Origin of the sequence: Mycolicibacterium madagascariense, assembly GCF_010729665.1 — a bacterium.
Taxonomy (GTDB): Bacteria; Actinomycetota; Actinomycetes; order Mycobacteriales; family Mycobacteriaceae; genus Mycobacterium; species Mycobacterium madagascariense.
Genome location: NZ_AP022610.1, coordinates 2,279,357 through 2,297,245, shown reverse-complemented (window position 1 = coordinate 2,297,245; position 17,889 = coordinate 2,279,357). Strand labels below are relative to the sequence as shown.

The window sequence follows — 17,889 nt, the reverse complement described above, 5'->3', positions numbered from 1 at the left end:
CGCCCGAGTAGTCATCACCCTGGTAGCAGTCTCGACGGTGGGCGCGCGGTTGCTAGTCAGTCGCTCAGCGCCAATCGAGCGCCCGGGTGGACGCGCCGCGCCAGTTCTAGCCCGCGGCGCCATTCCACACCGCAGCGCCAAGCGAGCTGCGGCGCAGATCTAGCCCTCGGCGGCCAATTGCCCACAGGCGGCGGCGATTTCGCGCCCGCGGGTGTCGCGCACCGTGCAGGACACCCCGCGTTCGCGCACCCGCTTCACGAATTCCCGCTCGACGGGTTTGGGACTGGCGTCCCACTCGCTGCCCGGCGTGGGATTGAGCGGTATGACGTTGACGTGCACCAGCGGGCCCAGCGCACCATGCAACTTCTTTCCCAGCAGGTCACCGCGCCAGGGCTGGTCGTTGACGTCGCGGATGAGCGCGTACTCGATCGACACCCGACGTCCGGTCACATCGGCGTAATACCGTGCGGCGTCGAGGGCTTCACCGACGTTCCACCGGTTGTTGACGGGCACCAGCGTGTCGCGCAGTTCGTCGTCGGGGGCGTGCAATGACAGCGCCAGCGTCACCCCGAGGCGTTCGTCGGCGAGCTTGCGGATCGCTGGCGCCACGCCGACGGTCGAGACCGTCACCGAGCGGGCCGAGATGCCGAACCCGTGGGGCGGCGGCGCGATGATCCGCTTGACCGCGGCCAGCACCCGGTTGTAGTTCGCCAGCGGTTCGCCCATGCCCATGAAGACGATGTTCGACAGTCTGCCGTCGTGCTGATCGCGCATGACGGCCGCCGCAGCCCGCACCTGTTCGAGGATCTCGGCGGTGGACAGGTTCCTGGTGAGCCCGCCCTGACCGGTCGCGCAGAACGGACAGGCCATGCCGCAGCCTGCCTGCGACGACAGACAGAGGGTGCTGCGGTTCGGATACCGCATCAGCACCGATTCGATGGTCGTGCCATCGACCGCGCGCCACAACGTCTTTCGGGTCTGCGCCCCGTCGCACTCGATGGCGCGGACCACCTTCAGCAGCGGCGGGAACAGTGCGCCCGCCACCTGCTCGCGCATCGCGGCCGGTAGGTCGGTCATGGCGTGCGCGTCGGCGGTCAGCCTGCCGAAGTAGTGATTGGCCAGCTGCTTGCCGCGAAAGGCGGGCAGCCCGAGTTCGGTGATCGCGGCGCTGCGGGCGTCGTCGTCGAGGTCGGCGAAGTGCCGTGGGGGCTTCCCACGGGTGGGCGCGTCGAACACCAGGGGCAATTTCATGGTCTCGCCCATTATCGGGCCTGCTCACTCAGAACGTCGCGGACCGCCCGGTCGACCGCCTCGAGGGCACCGGCGTCGACGCCGGACCGGCCGCGGACGAACACCGTGGCGCGACTGGACGGCGACATGCCCTCGGCGGGGCACAGCCCGTCGGGCAGTCGTCCGATGAGAGGCAATAGCGCCATGCCGAGCCCGGAACGCACCGCGGCGAACAGGCCCGACAGGTCCGCGCTCTCGGCGGCGATCCGGTAGGGCACGCCGAGCCGGTCGAGGGCGGCGAACGTGGGTTCGCGCAGCGTGCACGGCTCGGAGAACATCACGACCGGCAGCGGCTCGTGGGCGGGCAGCGCGAAGGAACGACTCGAAACCCATTGCAGCGCAACCGTTCCCGAGGCATTGGCCGGGTCGAGACCGGAACCGTCGAGCAGGACGGCGACGTCGACGGCGCCGTGCTCGATGGCGTCGGCCAGGGTCACGTTGCGATCGAGGCGAAACCGTAGGCGCCAGTCGGGCAGTCGCTCCCCCAGCGCGCCCGTGAGCCTGGGCAGCATGACGTCGGCGCCGTGCTCGGTGGCACCGATGAGCAGCACGCGCTCCTCGGCGGCGCCGAGATCGGCCAGTGCGCGGTCGTGCGCGGCGAGGATCGTGCGGGCGTGGGCGAGCACGCGGTGGCCCAGCTCGGTGAACGCGACGCCGCGTCCGGACTTCTGGACGACCGGTCCGCCGACGACCGCCTCGACCCGGCGCACGTGCTGACTCACCGCGGACTGAGTGAGGTGCAGGACGGTCGCGGCGCGGTGAAATCCCCCACAGTCGGCCACGGCCACGACGCTGCGCAGCGGGGCGATGTCCAGGGTCTGACTCACGCCGCCACGGTACTCCGATCAGCAATGACGATCAAAACGGCGCTAAGCGCTCCACGAAGTCGGAAGAAACGAGGGCATTGATCAGCAGTCACGATCGATGCGATCACCGATAATCGTTGGACTCCACCCCGACCGCCGGACCACGATGGTCCAGTGACCCTTCGCCGCATGCCCTGGACCACCGCGTCCAGCGTCAGCTTCACCTTCGCCATGGGCTACCCGCTGGGCGTGCTCGCCGTCAGCTCGATGACCCCGATGGCCGTACTCGCCTTCCGGTTCGCCGGGGCGGCCGCGGTCATCGCGACGTGGGCAAAGCTGTCCGGCGTGCGGTGGCCGACCGGTCGCCAGCTGGGCCACGTGGCGGTGGTCGGACTCCTGATGCAGGCGGGCCAATTCCTTCCCCTCTACGTAGCCGTGCAGATGGGTGCGCCCGCCGTGCTGTGTGCGGTGCTCATCGCCATGAACCCCGTCGTCACCGCACTGCTCGGGGCGGCCTTCCTCCGCGAGGGGCTGCCGCTGCTGCGGGTCCTCGCGCTCGTCGTAGGCGTCGCAGCCGCGTTCGCGGCGTGTGCCAGCCGCCTGGTCGGGGAGCGGGGCGTCGACCCGGCGGTCCTGCTGATCCTGGTGGCACTGCTCGGCCTGGCCGCCGGTGGGGTTTATCAGCAGCGCTTCTGCGCCAACGTGGACTTTCGCGCGACGGGCGCCATCCAGAACGCCGTCGCGTTCGTCCCTGCCCTCGTGCTCGCGCTCGTCACGCCGTTCGCCGCGCACGACCCGCTCAAGGCGGCCCTGGCCGTAGCGGCCGTCGTCCTGCTCAATGCCACCCTGGCGCTGTCGCTCTACGTGCGGGCGATCAACCACCACGGGGCGGCCGCGGTGTCGATGCTGTTCTGCGTCATCCCCGCGGTGGCGGGCGTGCTGTCGTGGCTGCTGCTCGGCCAGCGCATCGACGTCGGCGTGGGCGTCGGCCTGCTCCTGGGCGCCCTGGCCTGCTGGCTCAACGCCCGCAGCACGTCACGCCAACAGCGTGAGGACGACCCACGTCGCCACCGCGGACGGCAGGACCGAGTCGAGTCGGTCCATGAGACCGCCGTGCCCAGGTAGCAGCGTGCCCATGTCCTTGATCCCCAGATCGCGCTTGACCTGGGACTCGATGAGGTCGCCGAGCGTGCCGGTGATGACGAGCATGAGGCCGAGCGGGATGCCGACCCACGCCGGCTTGTCCAGCAGATAGGTCACGGCCAGCACCGAGGCGGCGGTACCGAAGATCAGCGACCCCGCAAAGCCCTCCCACGACTTCTTCGGACTGATCGCCGGAACCATGGGGTGCTTGCCGAACAACACGCCCGCGGCGTATCCCCCGATGTCGGAGAACACCACGCCGAGCATCAGGCACAGCACCCGCCAGCGGCCGTCGGCGGGATAGACGAGCAGCGCACCGAACGCGCCGAACAGCGGGATCCACGCGGCGAGGAAGACCGTCGCCGTCACGTCGCGGAGGTAGTTCACCGGAGCGTTCTGTAGGCCACCGGAGAGCAGCCGCCAGATCATGCAGGCCACGACGGTGGCCCCGAACGCACCGAAGGCCCCGAGCGCACCATACGGCCACGTCAGCCACACGATGGCCTGACCGCCGACGAGCAACGGGATGATCGGGATCGCGTAACCCGCGGTGCGCAGGCGACGGACCACCTCATGGGTCGCGACGGCCATCGCAATCGCCACCACGGGCACCCACCCCAGCGGCGCGAACACCAGGATCGCGATGACCCCGAAGCCGAGGAATGCGCCGACCCCGATCGCGGCGGGCAGGTTGCGTCCGGCCCTGCCCTGCTTCTTCGCGGGCCCGGACGGATCGGCCCCGTCGGCGGAAGCCGTGTCGGTGTCAGCCACCGTGCTGTTGCTGAAGGTCTGGTCTGCGGCGACCTAGACCTCCAGCAGCTCGCCTTCTTTGTGCTTCACCAAGTCGTCGATCTGGGCCGTGTAGGTCTGGGTGCTCTTGTCGAGATCCTTCTCGGCGCGCCCGACCTCGTCCTCGCCTGCCTCGCCGTCCTTCTTGATGCGGGCCAGCTCCTCCATCGCCTTGCGGCGGATGTTGCGCACCGTCACCTTCGCGTCCTCGCCCTTGGACTTGGCCTGCTTGACCAGATCGCGGCGGCGCTCCTCGGTCAGCTGCGGCACCGAGATCCTGATGACGTTGCCGTCGTTGCTGGGGTTGACGCCCAGATCGGAGTTGCGGATCGCGTCCTCGATGTTGCGGAGCTGGTTGGCCTCGTAGGGCTTGATGACGACGAGGCGGGCCTCGGGCACGTTGATGCTGGAGAGCTGCGTGATCGGGGTCGGCGATCCGTAGTACTCGACCCGCACCCTGTTGAACATGCCGGGGTTCGCGCGACCCGTGCGGATGGAGGACAGGTCGTCGCGCGCCACCGAGACCGCCTTCTCCATCTTCTCCTCGGCTTCGAAGAGGGTTTCGTCGATCACGTCATGTCTCCCGTCGCTGGCGCCCGCATCAGTCCTCCACCCGTTAGGTGGTGACCAGTGTGCCAATCCTCTCACCTGCGACCGCGCGCGCGATGTTTCCGTCGACGAGCAGGTTGAAGACCAGGATGGGCATCTCGTTGTCCATGCAGAGGCTGAATGCGGTCGCGTCGGCGACCTGCAGGCCGCGATCGATGACCTCGCGGTGCGTGATGGCGGTCAGGAACTCGGCGTCCGGGTTGGTGCGGGGATCGTCGGTGTAGACGCCGTCGACGGCCTTGGCCATCAGCACCACCTCGGCGCCGACCTCCAGGGCCCGCTGCGCGGCCGTGGTGTCGGTGGAGAAGTAGGGCAACCCCATGCCCGCTCCGAAGATGACGACGCGGCCCTTCTCGAGGTGACGACGGGCCCGCCCGGGAATGTACGGCTCGGCGACCTGGCCCATCGTGATGGCGGTCTGCACCCGGGTGTCGATGCCTTCCTTCTCCAGGAAGTCTTGCAGCGCAAGGCTATTCATGACCGTACCCAGCATGCCCATATAGTCCGAGCGGCTGCGCTCCATGCCGCGCTGCTGCAACTGCGCGCCGCGGAAGAAGTTGCCGCCCCCGATGACCACGGCGACCTGCACGCCGTCGCGCACGACCTCGGCGATCTGCCGGGCCACCAGTGCCACGACGTCGGGGTCCAATCCCACCTGGCCGCCGCCGAACATCTCCCCACCCAGCTTGAGCAGGACGCGCGAGTAACCCGGTTGACCGGCCGGGTCCGCGAGGACCGTCTCCGCCATCTGACTCCTTCGGGTCCGCACTCGAGGCAGCCGCCCCGGCGTTGAATGCACGGCGCCCCCAATCCTGCCAAACGGCTGGATTGGGGGCGCCGACGGGTAGCGAACCCGGACGGTCAGCCGAGGTGGGCGGACAGCAGCCAGGCGCCGACCGACGTGCAACCGTTGGCCTCGTCGCGGACGTCGGCGTGGGCGAACGCCTCGAAGCCCTCGCGGAAGGATGGGGGCACCTTGGCGTGGATGCGGGCGGGGCGCACCTCGTCGATCACCCAGTAGCGGCCGACGACGTCGCGCAACTCCTGCTCGGTGACAGGGTTGACGGGCCCGTCCGACGGCAGGGCGGCACGGTCGAAGACCAACACGAAGTAGGACGCCCCCGGCGCGGCCGCGCGGACGATCGACTGCTGGTACCCGTCCCGCAGCTCGACCGGCATGCTGTGGAAGAGCGTCGAGTCGACGATCGTGCCGAACCGGCCGTCGTACCCGGTGAAGGCGCTGATGTCGGCGACGTCGAAGGTCGCGGTGGTCAGACCGCGCCGCTGCGCCTCGGCGCGGGCCAGCTCGATCGCCGTGGGCGACTGGTCCAGGCCCACCGTCGTGAAGCCCCGTTCGGCGAGCGCCAGCGCGGTCGCCGCCTCCCCGCAGCCCGCGTCGAGCACGTCACCGTGAAACCTGCCCGCGGCGATCAGCGCCGCGATCTCGGGTTGCGGCTCACCGATGCTCCACGGCGGCTTGCTGCCCTCGCCGATCTCGGGAGCCTCGCCGCGGTAGGCGGATTCGAACATGGCGTCACTGGGTCGAGTCATGCCTCCGGTTTATCAACTTAGTTGATATGTGTCAAGATGATTGACATGTCAGTCGAAGAGGGTCAGCCGCTGGGCTATCTTCTGCACCGGGTGGCGACGGCCCTGCGCTCCGAGGTGACCGACGCCGTTCTCGAACCCCTCGGGCTGACGTTCCCGCAGTACATCTGCATGCGGATCCTCGACCACTCCCCCGGCAGGTCCAACGCCGAACTGGCACGCGACGTGAACGTCTCCCCGCAGGCGATGAACATGGTCGTCCGCGGGCTGCAGGATCGTGGCCTGGTGGACCGGCCCGCCTCGGTGTCGGCCGGTCGGTCCCTGCCCGCGGAACTCACCCGCGACGGGCGCGCACTGCTCGCCCGCATCGACTCCGGTGTGCGCGAAGCCGAACGAAACGTGTTGGCGCCCTTGAACGAACGCGACCGGAGTCAGTTCCGGCGACTGCTCGCCGAGCTGGGCTGACTCCGGCCGTCGTTCAGGACTCCAGCGCCCGCTCCGCGACCGGCAGGCCGGCGTGGTGCGCCGCGTGGCACGCCTTCGGCGGCGTCGGCGGGATGTCCAGTGCCGGATTGCCGTCGAAGAAGCCAATGGGCTTGAGGTGGAATCCCGTGTACGCGCACGGCATCACGGGCCAGTCCTCCGGCCGCACGATGTGGTGGGCACCGAGGGTGTACCAGAGCACGACGTCGGTGTTCTCCAGCGGTGCGTCGTCGGCGACGTACTCGGGCAGGCCCTGCGCCTCGGCGGACTGGTACATGTAGTCACCCGCCGCGAACTTCTCGGCCTCGTCGTACTTCGTGACCCAGAGGTTGTGCTGCACGAAGCGCGCCCGGTCGTAGATGTAGGAGCCCTCCTGCACCATCACCGGCACGATCTCCTTGGGCACCAACTTGTATGCCGTCGACGCCCCGAGTTCGTTGGTCTTCGACGGGTTGGCGATCTTCCAGTAGCGCCCCGTCTGCCAATTCCAGTCACGGGCACCTTCGGCCTCCGAGGCCACCAGCGTGTCCCTGGTGATCCACGCGTTGTGGTGGGGATTGAGCGCCGGGTCGGGCTCGGGTATCGAATCCACCTCGTACACACTGTTCTTCGGTCCGTCGACGCTCATGTCGAGCCGGAAGTTGAAGAAGTGCTGATGGTTCGGACCGTAGATGCCCGGTGCGACGAGCTTGCCCCAGCGCGGCGCCTCGGCACCCACCTCGACGGCGCCGGTGGTGAGGACACCGGACAGCTTGACCTCGACCTCGATCGAGGCGTCGTTGTAGAAGTACCAGAAGAAGCCGTACTCGTAGTTGCCGACGGTGCAGATCATCGACACGACCAGCCGGCGCGACCGCCGGACCTCGACCTCCTGCGTGCGAAAATCGGTGTGCTTCCAGGAGATTCCGTAGTCCTCCTCGTGCATGCAGATCGCGTTCGGAATCGTCACCGCGTTGCCGTCGGAGTCGTTCACGGTGCCGTCGAAGTAGTGGATCTCGCCGAGGCAGTCACACCCCAGGGTCAACGGGTTGGCCGAGAAGCCCATCCCCACCTCGCCCATGTCGAACACGTTCTTGTTCCAGTGCGTCGGCGACGTGTCGCCGTAGGGCACCACCATCTCCGACAGCGAGCCGCGGTACATGATCGGCCGGGTCTCGCCGCGGTCGGTGTAGGTCACCTCGTGCAGCGTGATGCCCTCGCGCGGATTGAACCCGATGCGCATGGACCACTTCTGCCACTCCACCTTCCAGCCGTCGACCGTGAAACTCGGCCCCTCGGGCTGGGTGATCTCGATCGGCTTGACGCCGTCGCGGAACTCGGAGAAGGCGGGCCGGTTGTTCGGATCGAACATGAACCGCTCGTCGTAGTTGCCCGCCGTGGGCGGCAGCGGAACGACGCCGTGGTCCTCGATGCCGATGATCTCCATGGCGTCCAGATCGAACGTCACGATCAGCCCCTCGACCGGACGCGCGTAGCCGTGTTCGGAGGGTGCGGCCCGCATGAAGGTCAGCGGGCGGCAGATCAACGGCGAGTTGTCGTAGTGGTCGCCCTGCCCGTAATACCCTGCGGGCCAGGGGTCGATCATCGCGAGGCTGAAGTCGGTGACACCGCGTTTGCGCATCGCCTCCTGCCAGCGCGGGTCCTCGCGGACCTTCTCCTCGACCCCGGTCATGTGCTCGACCAGATAGGAGGGGAAGCGACCCGGAATGGCCTTCCAGGACTCGATGACCCGTGCCCCGAGGTCGACGACCGCCTCGTACACCATCTTCGCCGCGCCGTCGTACATCGTGGCGAAGGCGCACCGCGGAACGTCGAGACCCGCGAAGGTCAGGTCCGCGGTCTTTGCCGGCTCCGCCAGGTGGATCATCACGAACTTCAAAGTGGGCGAGGCATATTCGGACCCCATGATGACGGCTGCGGCCGACTGGATCTCCTCGCCGGACAAGGGGTCCAGCGGATAGTTCGGCTTGGCGGCGGTGGTGTCCGCGCTCAGGGTGCTGCTGTCCAATGTCATCTGCGTCAGCTCTCCGACTTCGTGGTCTGGGTGTTGCCGAGATCGAGGACCGCCAGATGCGCGAGCGCATCCTCGCTGCTCGTCTTGTGCGCCGAGCGGCGACCGAAGAAGTAGACCACCACACCGAGCAGGGCCATGCCCACCGAGATGCTGCCGGTCCACGTCATCCACACGCCGTCGCCCACCTCCTTGAGCCACGACTTCGCGAACGAGTAGTAGATGCCGCCGATGGTGCCCAGGGTGCCGATGATGACCGTGATCCACACGCCCACCGTGCCGCCCGGAATCCGCCAGAACTGCTCGCTGGCATAGCGATCGGCGTACTTCTTGCGTGCGACGAGGACCGGGACGAGGAAGAAGAACCCGGAGATCAGCCACACGGTGGACATGCCACCCTGGATGAACACGGTGACGTTGGCCATGCTGCTCTGCGAGTAGAGCCCGACGAGGATCAGCGACGAGATCACACCCTGGATCAGCAGAGCGGTCACCGGGTTGCGGGTACGCGGGTTGAGATGGGTGAAGATGCGCGGCAGGTGGCGCTCCAGGCCGGAGACGAAGATCAGCCGCGAATACGCCACCTGGTAGGTCACCATGATGACGAACAGGATGCAGGAGAACAGGATCGCCGCGACCTCCATCACGCCCTTGGGAGCGGCCTTGCCGAGCATGCCGATGACGCCGGTGACCGGGTCGATCTGGTCGGACGGCAGCACCATCATCGTGCCGAGGGTGGTCAGCAGGTAGATGGCGACCAGCGCGACGGAGCCCCAGATGACCATCTTCGGGCCGGACTTGCGCACCGAGAGGAACTCCGCGCCCATGTTGTACGGCGTCTCGACGCCCAGCAGGTACAGCAGCACGGTGCCGTACAGGAAGCCGGCGCCCGTGAAGTCGGGCACCGTGGCGGCGTGCGCGTCGAACGGTGTGCCGGAACCGTTCTTGAGGGCGTAGATCAGGCCGGAGACGAAGATGACCGCCGTCAACACCAGGTAGAAGAGGAAGACCGTCTTCACGACGCGCTGGTTGGCGGCCAGCTTGGCGAGCGCCAGGCCGACGAAGGCCCACAGGAGCACCAGCTGCAGGATGATGCTCACCGTCAAACCGAGCTGAGCGTGGAAGGCCAGGAGCAGGAACTGCAGCATGATCGCCGGCGTCGACGCGGTCACGAGGATCACCGGGATCCACGACAGATAGCCGCCGACGAAACCCCATGTCTCACCCATGGTGCGGGTGGCCCAGATGTACACACCGCCTTCACCGGGCCACAGGTTGCCGAGCTCGGCCACCGCCATGCCCGCGGGCACCAGGAAGGTGATGATGCCGAGGATCCACATCGGGATTGCCGTCCAGCCACCTGCCGCCATCACCGACGAGTTGCTGATCCAGCAGATGATGAACACGTAGGTGGCGACCAGACCGAAGGTCGTCATCACCTTCGGCAGTACCTGTTCGGGGACCAGTTCGGCGGGCAGGAACGAGTCTCTCGAACCTGACGCGGACGTCTGCAGTTCCTGTGTCATTGCTTCTCTCCCAATCGGATACGAATCCCCGCCGCGGGGATTGAGTCAGTTGACGATCTGTCCGTCCCGCATCCGGACGACGCGGCTTGCTTCCTCCGCGACGATCGGGTCGTGGGTGCTGGCGACGACGGTGACGCCGATGGTCGAGCACAGGTCGCGCAGCATCCGCACGACCGTCTCCCCCGTCTTGTGGTCCAGGTTCGCCGTCGGTTCGTCGGCGAGGACCAGAGTCGGATTGCTGATGAGCGAGCGCGCGATGGCCGTGCGCTGCTGTTCGCCACCGGACATCTTGGTGGGCTGGTGGTCGATGCGGTGGCTCAACCCGACGAGGTCGAGCAGCTCCAAGGCGCGCTTGCGCAACGACTTTCGGTCATACGGCTCGAACATCAACGGCAGCTCGACGTTCTCCACCGCGGACAGGAACGGGATGAGGTTGTAGCTCTGAAAGATGAAGCCGATGGTGTCGTGGCGCAGCGCGGCGAACTGGCTCTCGGTGAGCAGCCCGGTGTCCTTGCCCGCGACCATCACCGAACCCTTCGTCGGCCGGTCGAGCCCGCCGATGATGTTGAGGAGCGTGGACTTGCCGCTGCCGCTCGGGCCCATCAGGCAGACGAATTCGCCTGGCATGACCCGGAGTTCGGCCGCGACGAGGGCCTTGACGACCTCGTCGCCGAGTTTGTGCAACTTCCAGACGTCGGAGATCTCGATGACCGGCGACGCATCGGTCGGCGCGCTCGACGCGGGCCCGGTGGCGGCGGCGACGTCCGTGCCGCCGTCGGTGTCCTTGGTGACCGTCATGGTCTAGCCTCCTGCGGAGAGCGAACGGATGGGTGGGCGCGACGCTGCGGTCCACGTGGGGATGATGCTGGTGGCCAGTGCGGCGACGATGCTCACGACGACGGCGATGCCGGAGCCGGTCACCAGACCGGAGATCGAGACCCCGGTCGGCACGAAACCCGTGGCACCCAGGACGACGGTGGCGACCAGGGCGAGCACCGCCCCGACGAGCGCCCCGAGCACCGCGGCGATCACCGGCTCGACGAGCAGCGCCGTCACCACCGGCGCGCGGGGAATTCCGTTGGCGCCCAACACCCCGAGCTCCCTGGTGCGGTGCGCGACGGTCCGCGTGGTGGCGACGGCGACCTCGACGACGCCGACGAGGAGCACCATGACCGCGATCAGCACGATGGCCCTGCCGATCTCGGCGGCGTGTCCGAGCGACGCCGACTGGGCCTTGATTCCGTCGGACATGCCGAACACCATCACGACGAGGAAGGCTCCCGTCGCGGTGGTGACCACCGGCAACACCATCTCGCCGATGCGCCGCCGCGCGGCCAGCCAGCCGTAGGCCAGACCCTTGGTCAACACGTTGGGTGCCTCCTCGCACGCGCGGGCATCAGCGGTCCCCCAGCAGATCCACGGGCCGGTGTTGCAGCAGCCGGTGCACCGGCACCAGCGCACCGACGATGGCCATGGCGGGGATGAAGGCGGCCACCATGCCCGCCGCCTGCAACCACGCGACCGGCGTCGCGATGCTGGGAATCACCAGGGCGACGGCCACTCCCGCACCGAGCACGCCCACCAGGTAGGCGGCGACGAAGACGATGGCGGATTCGACGAGGAAGAAGTACAGCACCTCGTCGGCCAGGCCGATGCTCGACATGATGCCGAATTCGCGTTTGCGTTCCTGGACCGCCGCCAGGAACGACGACACCGCGATGACGAAGCCGAGGACGAGCCCGATGGTGGAGATGAGGCCGAGGGTGGACCCGGTGACCTTGCCAGAGAACAGCGCCGAGAACTTCTGGTCGAACGTCAGGGGTCCCGAGCCGCCCACGGTGTCGTAGATGAGTCCGGCGCCGCGGGGGTCCGGCTGCACCGAGGGGTCCGACGTCGCGGGCAACCCCGTCGCCTCGCCGACGACCTGCCCGAGGTTGCGACTCTGCTCCTGCCCAGCAGGAGCGACCAACGTCCACCACCCGTTGTCCCCGACGAGGGACGTGGCCAGGTCCGTGGACACCGTCACGGACTGCCCGCCGCCATCGACGTCGACGACCAGGTTGCGACCGCCGATGACGATGGGCGCACCCTGCGGAAGGTTGAGTCTAGTGGCCAGTCCCGACCCGAAAGAGGCTCGGCCGGAGGGGATTCGGTCACTTCCGCGCACCGAGACCGAGGTGCCGTTCACCGTCGTGACACCCGACGGCGTGCGGGTTCCCGTCCAGCCGGCGGGCACGGTCAGCGCCGGTGCGGGTCCGTTGGCGACCAGCGCCTGCGCGTCGGGGTCGTAGTGCACGCCCGCGGCGGGCACCACCCACAGTTGGGCGCCGTGCAGCACGTCGCTCACCGAGTCGGCGCCGGTGATCGCGAAGCTCGAGGAGATGGTGCGCACGACGACGACGCAGGCAATCGCCAGCGCGATGCCGAGCACAGAAAGCGCAAACCGTTCGGGCCTACGACGAATATTCGCCAGCGCGAACCGGATCAGGTACCCGAAGGTATTGCCGGAGGCGGAGGCGATCGCCGGTGATCGAACGGTCGTGGGCGCAGTGGAGTCCACAGCAGAGATGTTCAGCGCCGCGTGTTTCTGCGCCTGCGTCCCGTGATGACCGTTTCGTTAAATCGACCTAAGTCTAGTTACGGCGCTGTGTCGCACGGGCGACGGATTTCGTTGCGGTATCCCCGCGAGCATGCTCGAACAGACGGCCCGTCAGCGCGTGACGGCGCGGGAATCCGCGGCGGCAGCAAGGCTTCGGAACGGTGCTGCCTCCTCGATCTCATAGGCCAGTTCGAGCAGCGTCGCCTCGCGCCCCAGGCGGGCGCTGAACATCATGCCGATGGGCAGCTCCGTCGGCCGAGGTCCCCAGCGGCAGCGAGATGGCCGGATCGCCCGTCACGTTCTGCAGCGGCGTGAACGCCACCCAGTCGACCAGGCGCTCGATGATCTGGTCGTAGTCGGCCGTCGGATCGAGGTGCCCGACACGTGGCGGGGCGTCGGCGAGCGTCGGCGTGAGCAACACGTCGTAGTCGCGGATCTGCCGGAGCATCCGGCGGCGCAGCGTCGCCAGCCGAGCGATGGCCAGCGGCAGCCTAGGCAGATTGCCCGCCGCGAACGCCTCCAGGCCGAGACTCAGGTTGTCGAGCTTGCCGCGGTCGAACGACGGGCCGAACCGACTCGTGCCGCCCCGCACCAACGCGAACGACAGCAGCGCCCAGTACAGCAGGAAGTCGTCGATGAACGACGCGGGCACCGGCGGCTCGTCGAGGCGCTCGACGTGGTGGCCCATGCGTTCGAGCAGGGCGGCGGTAGTCAGCGTCTGCTCGCGCACCTCCGGACTGCACTCCCGCTTCACCGACTTGGTGAACACGGCCACGCGAAGCCGCGTGCGCGACGGGCGGGTCACGTCGCCGATGGGCTCGAGCTTCGGGTCGCGCCAGACGTTCTCGGCCTCGCGGTAGAACGCCGCGGTGTCCCTGACCGAACGCGTCAGCACGCCGTTGGCGACAATCCGGATGGGCATCTGGCGCATGTTCGCGTCCAGCGGGAGTCGGCCGCGCGACGGCTTGAGGCCCACCAAACCGTTGCAGGAAGCCGGAATTCGGATCGAGCCGCCGCCGTCGTTGGCGTGCGCGATGGGCACGACGCCTGCGGCCACGAAGGCCCCCGACCCCGATGACGACGCACCTGCCGTGTAGTCGGTGTGCCAGGGATTGCGGACCGGGCCGAGCCGGGGATGCTCGGCGACGGCGCTGAAGCCGAACTCCGACATCTGCGTCTTGCCGAGGGCGATGACCCCCGTCGACAGATAGGTGCGGGCGAAGTCACCGTTCGCGCGCTCCGGCCGCGGGTCCCAGGCGTCGGTGCCCTCCATCGTCGGCATGCCCTCGACCGCGACGTTGTCCTTCACGAAGCTCGGCACCCCGTCGAAGAAACCGCCGTAGGGGGTCGCCGACGCGGCGCGGACGCGGGCACGCTCGAACGCCTCGTACGCCAGACCGTTCAGGGCGGGATTCACCCGTTGCGTGCGGGCGATCGCCGCGTCGACGACCTCCGTCCTGGACACCGTCCCCGAGCGGATGGCCTCGGCCACCGCGGTGGCGTCCAGTTGGCCGAGGGCGTCGTCGCCGTATGCGGATGCGGAGGTCACCACCCGACGCTAGCAATCGGGCGTCCCCACAGACGGAGAAACCCCGCGCCGACCGGGATCACCGGTGGGACGCGGGGTCTCCTTGGCGAGCGATTGGTGCGTCGCTCGGGTTCTGGTGCCTAGGAGCGACCGACCTCGAAGCGGACGAACCGGGTGACGGTCAGTCCGGCATCCTCGATCAGGGCCTTGACGGTCTTCTTGTCGTCGGCGATCGCCTGCTGCTCGAGCAGGACGACGTCCTTGAAGAAGCCGGTGAGTCGACCCTCGACGATCTTGGGCAGCGCCTGTTCCGGCTTGCCCTCCTCCTTCGCGGTCTCCTCGGCGATGCGGCGCTCGTTGGCGACGGCGTCGGCGGGGACGTCGTCACGCGTGAGGTACTTGGCCTTCATCGACGCCACCTGCAGGGCGACGGCGTGCGCGACCTCCGGGGTGCCGCCGGTGTACTCGACGAGCACGCCGACGGCCGGGGGCAGGTCCGAGGACCGCTTGTGCAGGTACGCCTCGACGGTGCCGTCGAAGTACGCGACGCGGCGCAGTTCGAGCTTTTCGCCGATCTTCGCCGACAGTTCGGCGATGACCTCTTCGACGGTCTTGTCGCCCGCCTTGGCGGCCTTCAATGCGTCGACGTCGGTGGTCTTGGACTCCGCGGCTGCGGCCACGATCTGCGCGGCGACGGCCTGGAACTCCGCGTTCTTCGCGACGAAGTCGGTCTCTGAGTTGAGCTCGATGAGCGCGCCGCCCTGAGCCGCCACCAGACCTTCGGCCGTGGCGCGCTCAGCGCGCTTGCCGACGTCCTTGGCGCCCTTGATGCGCAGCACCTCGACGGCCTTGTCGAAGTCGCCATCGGCCTCGACCAGGGCGTTCTTGCAGTCGAGCATGCCCGAGCCGGTCACCTCCCGCAGACGCTTGACGTCGGCAGCGGTGTAGTTAGCCATAATTCGGTTCTCTCCTAAGAGTGATTCAGGATGCGTCGGTGGTCGGTTCGCCGGCGACCGCGCCTGCCTCGGCAGGGGCGGTGGCCGTCGCGGAGGCGAGCAGCTCCTGCTCCCACTCCGCCAGCGGCTCGGCGCCGTCCGCGGCGGGCTTGTCGGCACCGGCGCCGGAGCGCGCCTTGAGCCCCTCGGCGACCGCGGAGGCGACCACCTTGGTGAGCAGTGCGGCCGAGCGGATCGCGTCGTCGTTGCCCGGGATCGGGTAGTCGACGAGGTCCGGATCGCAGTTGGTGTCGAGGATCGCGATGATCGGGATGTTCAGCTTGCGGGCCTCGGCGACGGCGAGGTGCTCCTTGTTGGTGTCGACGACCCAGATCGCCGAGGGCACCTTCTGCATGTCGCGGATACCACCGAGGCTGCGCTCGAGCTTGTTCTTCTCACGGGTCAGCATCAAGATCTCCTTCTTGGTGCGTCCCTCGAAGCCGCCCGTCTGCTCCATGCCCTCGAGCTCCTTCATGCGCTGAAGACGCTTGTGCACGGTGGAGAAGTTGGTGAGCATGCCGCCGAGCCAGCGCTGGTTCACGTACGGCATCCCGACCCGGGTGGCCTCGTCCGCGATGGACTCCTGCGCCTGCTTCTTGGTGCCGACGAACATGATGCTGCCGCCGTGGGCGACGGTCTCCTTGACGAATTCGTACGCCTTGTCGATGTACGTCAGCGTCTGCTGCAAGTCGATGATGTAGATGCCGTTGCGGTCGGTGAATATGAACCGCTTCATCTTGGGATTCCAGCGACGGGTCTGATGCCCGAAGTGGGTGCCGCTGTCGAGCAGCTGCTTCATGGTCACTACAGCCATGGTTGGCCCAGCCTTCATTGTCGGTTGTCGTCCGGCTCCGGGTGATGCCGAACCCTGGCGCTCGTTGCGTGCCGGACCCGTCTCGTCGAGGCGGGACCAACCGGCATGCGTGTGCGACCCTGGAACTACGGAGCCGCGACACGGGCGCGCGAAGTCAACCCGCTGATGCGGATTGCGGTGTCGAGTTTACACCGTTGACATGCATGCTTCGTCCACCGCGGCTCGTTCATCCACAGGCGGGCGGCCTCCCCCTTCCCAACGTTCCTGCGGTGCGCTGAGCTGGGTGAATGCGGTTCCTGACGGTGCTGGTAGTCCTCGGGACGCTGTTCGCGGCGCCGGCGCGCGCCGACGACGGCCGGCTGCAGTGGCCGCTACGCCCCCGGCCCGCCGTGCTGCGGGCGTTCGATCCACCGTCGGTCACGTGGGGGCGCGGTCACCGAGGGGTCGACCTGGCCGCGGTGGCGGGTCAGCCCGTCTACGCCGCGGCCGACGGCGCCGTGGTCTTCGCGGGTCGGTTGGCAGGGCGGCCGCTGGTCTCGATCGCGCACCCCGGCGGGCTGCGCACCACCTATGAACCGGTGCAGGCCACCGTCGCGGTGGGTCAGCGCGTGGTCGCGGGCGCCGCGCTCGGCGTGCTCGTCGCCGGGCACCCCGGCTGCGGTGCGCCCGCCTGCCTGCACTGGGGTGCGCTGTGGGGACCGGCCTCGCACGCGGACTACGTCGACCCGCTCGGGCTGGTGGTGACCACCCCGATCCGGCTCAAACCGCTCGGCGGCTGAGCCGTGCGGTCACGCCCGCGGATGCGCCTGATCGTGCACCGCGCGCAGCCGCGCCACGGACACGTGGGTGTAGAGCTGCGTCGTGGCCAGCGACGAGTGACCCAGCAGCTCCTGGACCACCCGCAGGTCGGCACCGCCTTCGAGCAGATGCGTTGCGGCACTGTGCCGCAACCCGTGCGGGCCGATGTCGGGGGCTCCGTCGACGGCGGCCATGGTCTGGTGCACGACGGTGCGGGCCTGGCGAGGGTCCAACCGCCTGCCGCGGACTCCGATCAGCAGGGCGGGGCCCGACGTCGACGTCGCCAGCGCCGGCCTGCCGTCGGCGAGCCACGACGTGAGCGCGACGAGAGCGGGTTCGCCGAACGGGACCGTCCGCTGCTTGTTCCCCTTGCCGAGGACCCGCAGCACCCGCAGGCGCGCGTCGACGTCGTCGATGTCGAGGCCGCACAGCTCGCTGACGCGAATTCCGGTGGCGTACAACATCTCCACGATCAGCCGGTCCCGCAGCGCCAGCGGATCGTCCTGCTGCGCACCGGAGGTGGCCGCATCCATCGCGTCGCGCGCCTGGTCCTGACGCAGCACCGCGGGCAGCGTGCGCCGGGCCTTGGGCACCTGCAACCGCTCCGCCGGGTCACCGTCGAGCAGGCCGCGGCGGTGGGCCCACGCGGTGAACGTCTTGACCGCCGACGTCCGCCGCGCCACGGTGGTCCGCGCCGTGCCCGCCGCGGTCTGCGCCGCCAGCCACGACCGCAGCACGGGCAGCGTGAGCCGCTCGAGCCCGCCGTCGGGCGCACGTTCGGCGAGGAACGCGAACAGCGATCTGAGGTCGCCGAGGTAGGCCCGCCGGGTGTGCGCGGAGCGTCCCCGCTGCAATGCGAGGTACTCGTCGAACTCCTCGAGGATCAGGTCGATCACCACGCCATCACGTTCGCAGACCGAGTCCCGCGCCGACCCGAGTCCCGGCGGGTG

Annotated in this window: 17 protein-coding genes and 1 pseudogene; 3 read left to right on the top strand and 15 right to left on the bottom strand. The window is 68.5% G+C overall.

Annotation, left to right across the window (positions count from 1 at the left end):
- Nucleotides 1-159 precede the first annotated feature (159 nt).
- The gene (gene rlmN / locus G6N60_RS10915; RefSeq protein ID WP_163736490.1) at nucleotides 160-1,251 is read right to left on the bottom strand and encodes a dual-specificity RNA methyltransferase RlmN; all 1,092 of its coding nucleotides are present in this window, start codon (nucleotides 1,249-1,251) and stop codon (nucleotides 160-162) included.
- Between the two features lie 11 nt (nucleotides 1,252-1,262).
- Complete coding sequence (locus G6N60_RS10910; protein WP_163736487.1) at nucleotides 1,263-2,117, bottom strand: LysR substrate-binding domain-containing protein; 855 nt, start codon at nucleotides 2,115-2,117, stop codon at nucleotides 1,263-1,265.
- Nucleotides 2,118-2,285: 168 nt separating this feature from the next.
- On the opposite strand from G6N60_RS10910, the gene G6N60_RS10905 reads away from it, so the two are divergent.
- Nucleotides 2,286-3,221 (top strand): DMT family transporter, encoded by a 936-nt coding sequence (locus G6N60_RS10905; RefSeq protein ID WP_163736482.1) that lies wholly within the window; start codon nucleotides 2,286-2,288, stop codon nucleotides 3,219-3,221.
- On the opposite strand, the gene G6N60_RS10900 is transcribed toward G6N60_RS10905, so the two are convergent.
- The 4 genes from G6N60_RS10900 to G6N60_RS10885 all read right to left on the bottom strand — a co-directional run bounded on the left by G6N60_RS10900 (nucleotide 3,132) and on the right by G6N60_RS10885 (nucleotide 6,188).
- Nucleotides 3,132-4,010: a phosphatidate cytidylyltransferase gene (locus G6N60_RS10900; protein ID WP_163736479.1), complete on the bottom strand. Its 879-nt coding sequence runs from the start codon at nucleotides 4,008-4,010 to the stop codon at nucleotides 3,132-3,134. The two genes, G6N60_RS10905 and G6N60_RS10900, sit on opposite strands and share 90 nt — an antisense overlap.
- 33 nt (nucleotides 4,011-4,043) lie before the next feature.
- Nucleotides 4,044-4,601: a ribosome recycling factor gene (gene frr, locus G6N60_RS10895; RefSeq protein ID WP_163736476.1), complete on the bottom strand. Its 558-nt coding sequence runs from the start codon at nucleotides 4,599-4,601 to the stop codon at nucleotides 4,044-4,046.
- A gap of 43 nt (nucleotides 4,602-4,644) precedes the next feature.
- Nucleotides 4,645-5,385, bottom strand: coding sequence for a UMP kinase (pyrH, locus tag G6N60_RS10890; protein WP_163736473.1), 741 nt, complete (start codon nucleotides 5,383-5,385; stop codon nucleotides 4,645-4,647).
- Between the two features lie 113 nt (nucleotides 5,386-5,498).
- Complete coding sequence (locus G6N60_RS10885) at nucleotides 5,499-6,188, bottom strand: class I SAM-dependent methyltransferase (protein ID WP_163736470.1); 690 nt, start codon at nucleotides 6,186-6,188, stop codon at nucleotides 5,499-5,501.
- Nucleotides 6,189-6,224: 36 nt separating this feature from the next.
- Between G6N60_RS10885 and G6N60_RS10880 the strand changes: the two genes are divergently transcribed.
- Nucleotides 6,225-6,650 carry a MarR family winged helix-turn-helix transcriptional regulator gene (locus G6N60_RS10880; RefSeq protein ID WP_163736467.1) on the top strand — a complete coding sequence of 142 codons (426 nt, stop codon included), beginning with the start codon at nucleotides 6,225-6,227 and terminating at the stop codon, nucleotides 6,648-6,650.
- Between the two features lie 13 nt (nucleotides 6,651-6,663).
- Here the strand turns inward: G6N60_RS10880 and G6N60_RS10875 are convergent, their stop codons facing one another.
- The 8 genes and pseudogenes from G6N60_RS10875 to rpsB form a co-directional block, all read right to left on the bottom strand.
- On the bottom strand, nucleotides 6,664-8,682 hold the full coding sequence (locus G6N60_RS10875; protein ID WP_163736464.1) for a primary-amine oxidase: 2,019 nt from the start codon (nucleotides 8,680-8,682) through the stop codon (nucleotides 6,664-6,666).
- Between the two features lie 5 nt (nucleotides 8,683-8,687).
- Entirely contained in the window at nucleotides 8,688-10,205 is a 1,518-nt protein-coding gene (locus tag G6N60_RS10870) for an APC family permease (RefSeq protein ID WP_163736461.1), read from the bottom strand.
- A gap of 45 nt (nucleotides 10,206-10,250) precedes the next feature.
- Nucleotides 10,251-11,003: an ABC transporter ATP-binding protein gene (locus G6N60_RS10865; protein ID WP_246240551.1), complete on the bottom strand. Its 753-nt coding sequence runs from the start codon at nucleotides 11,001-11,003 to the stop codon at nucleotides 10,251-10,253.
- A 3-nt stretch (nucleotides 11,004-11,006) separates the two neighbouring features.
- Entirely contained in the window at nucleotides 11,007-11,573 is a 567-nt protein-coding gene (locus G6N60_RS10860) for an ABC transporter permease (protein WP_163736458.1), read from the bottom strand.
- Nucleotides 11,574-11,601: 28 nt separating this feature from the next.
- The gene (locus tag G6N60_RS10855; RefSeq protein WP_372511077.1) at nucleotides 11,602-12,765 is read right to left on the bottom strand and encodes an ABC transporter permease; all 1,164 of its coding nucleotides are present in this window, start codon (nucleotides 12,763-12,765) and stop codon (nucleotides 11,602-11,604) included.
- 150 nt (nucleotides 12,766-12,915) lie between these two features.
- Nucleotides 12,916-14,353, bottom strand: a pseudogene (locus G6N60_RS10850) (amidase).
- A 119-nt stretch (nucleotides 14,354-14,472) separates the two neighbouring features.
- Nucleotides 14,473-15,288 carry a translation elongation factor Ts gene (tsf, locus tag G6N60_RS10845; RefSeq protein ID WP_163736456.1) on the bottom strand — a complete coding sequence of 272 codons (816 nt, stop codon included), beginning with the start codon at nucleotides 15,286-15,288 and terminating at the stop codon, nucleotides 14,473-14,475.
- Nucleotides 15,289-15,313: 25 nt separating this feature from the next.
- Complete coding sequence (rpsB, locus tag G6N60_RS10840; RefSeq protein WP_163736453.1) at nucleotides 15,314-16,141, bottom strand: 30S ribosomal protein S2; 828 nt, start codon at nucleotides 16,139-16,141, stop codon at nucleotides 15,314-15,316.
- Between the two features lie 287 nt (nucleotides 16,142-16,428).
- Here rpsB and G6N60_RS10835 point away from each other — a divergent pair, with 287 nt between their 5' ends.
- Nucleotides 16,429-16,920, top strand: a complete 492-nt coding sequence (locus G6N60_RS10835) for a murein hydrolase activator EnvC family protein (protein WP_163736450.1) — start codon at nucleotides 16,429-16,431, stop codon at nucleotides 16,918-16,920.
- 9 nt (nucleotides 16,921-16,929) lie between these two features.
- On the opposite strand, the gene G6N60_RS10830 is transcribed toward G6N60_RS10835, so the two are convergent.
- On the bottom strand, nucleotides 16,930-17,832 hold the full coding sequence (locus G6N60_RS10830; protein ID WP_163743778.1) for a tyrosine recombinase XerC: 903 nt from the start codon (nucleotides 17,830-17,832) through the stop codon (nucleotides 16,930-16,932).
- Nucleotides 17,833-17,889: the final 57 nt, after the last annotated feature.

Bases quoted from the DNA above. Each gene is read 5' to 3' on its own strand.
- G6N60_RS10885 (WP_163736470.1), bottom strand. From the start codon at position 6,188: ATGACTCGACCCAGTGACGCCATGTTCGAATCCGCCTACCGCGGCGAG.
- G6N60_RS10865 (WP_246240551.1), bottom strand. From the start codon at position 11,003: ATGACGGTCACCAAGGACACCGACGGCGGCACGGACGTCGCCGCCGCC.
- pyrH (WP_163736473.1), bottom strand. From the start codon at position 5,385: ATGGCGGAGACGGTCCTCGCGGACCCGGCCGGTCAACCGGGTTACTCG.
- G6N60_RS10875 (WP_163736464.1), bottom strand. From the start codon at position 8,682: ATGACATTGGACAGCAGCACCCTGAGCGCGGACACCACCGCCGCCAAG.
- rpsB (WP_163736453.1), bottom strand. From the start codon at position 16,141: ATGGCTGTAGTGACCATGAAGCAGCTGCTCGACAGCGGCACCCACTTC.
- tsf (WP_163736456.1), bottom strand. From the start codon at position 15,288: ATGGCTAACTACACCGCTGCCGACGTCAAGCGTCTGCGGGAGGTGACC.
- rlmN (WP_163736490.1), bottom strand. From the start codon at position 1,251: ATGAAATTGCCCCTGGTGTTCGACGCGCCCACCCGTGGGAAGCCCCCA.
- G6N60_RS10835 (WP_163736450.1), top strand. From the start codon at position 16,429: ATGCGGTTCCTGACGGTGCTGGTAGTCCTCGGGACGCTGTTCGCGGCG.
- G6N60_RS10905 (WP_163736482.1), top strand. From the start codon at position 2,286: ATGCCCTGGACCACCGCGTCCAGCGTCAGCTTCACCTTCGCCATGGGC.
- G6N60_RS10880 (WP_163736467.1), top strand. From the start codon at position 6,225: ATGATTGACATGTCAGTCGAAGAGGGTCAGCCGCTGGGCTATCTTCTG.
- G6N60_RS10870 (WP_163736461.1), bottom strand. From the start codon at position 10,205: ATGACACAGGAACTGCAGACGTCCGCGTCAGGTTCGAGAGACTCGTTC.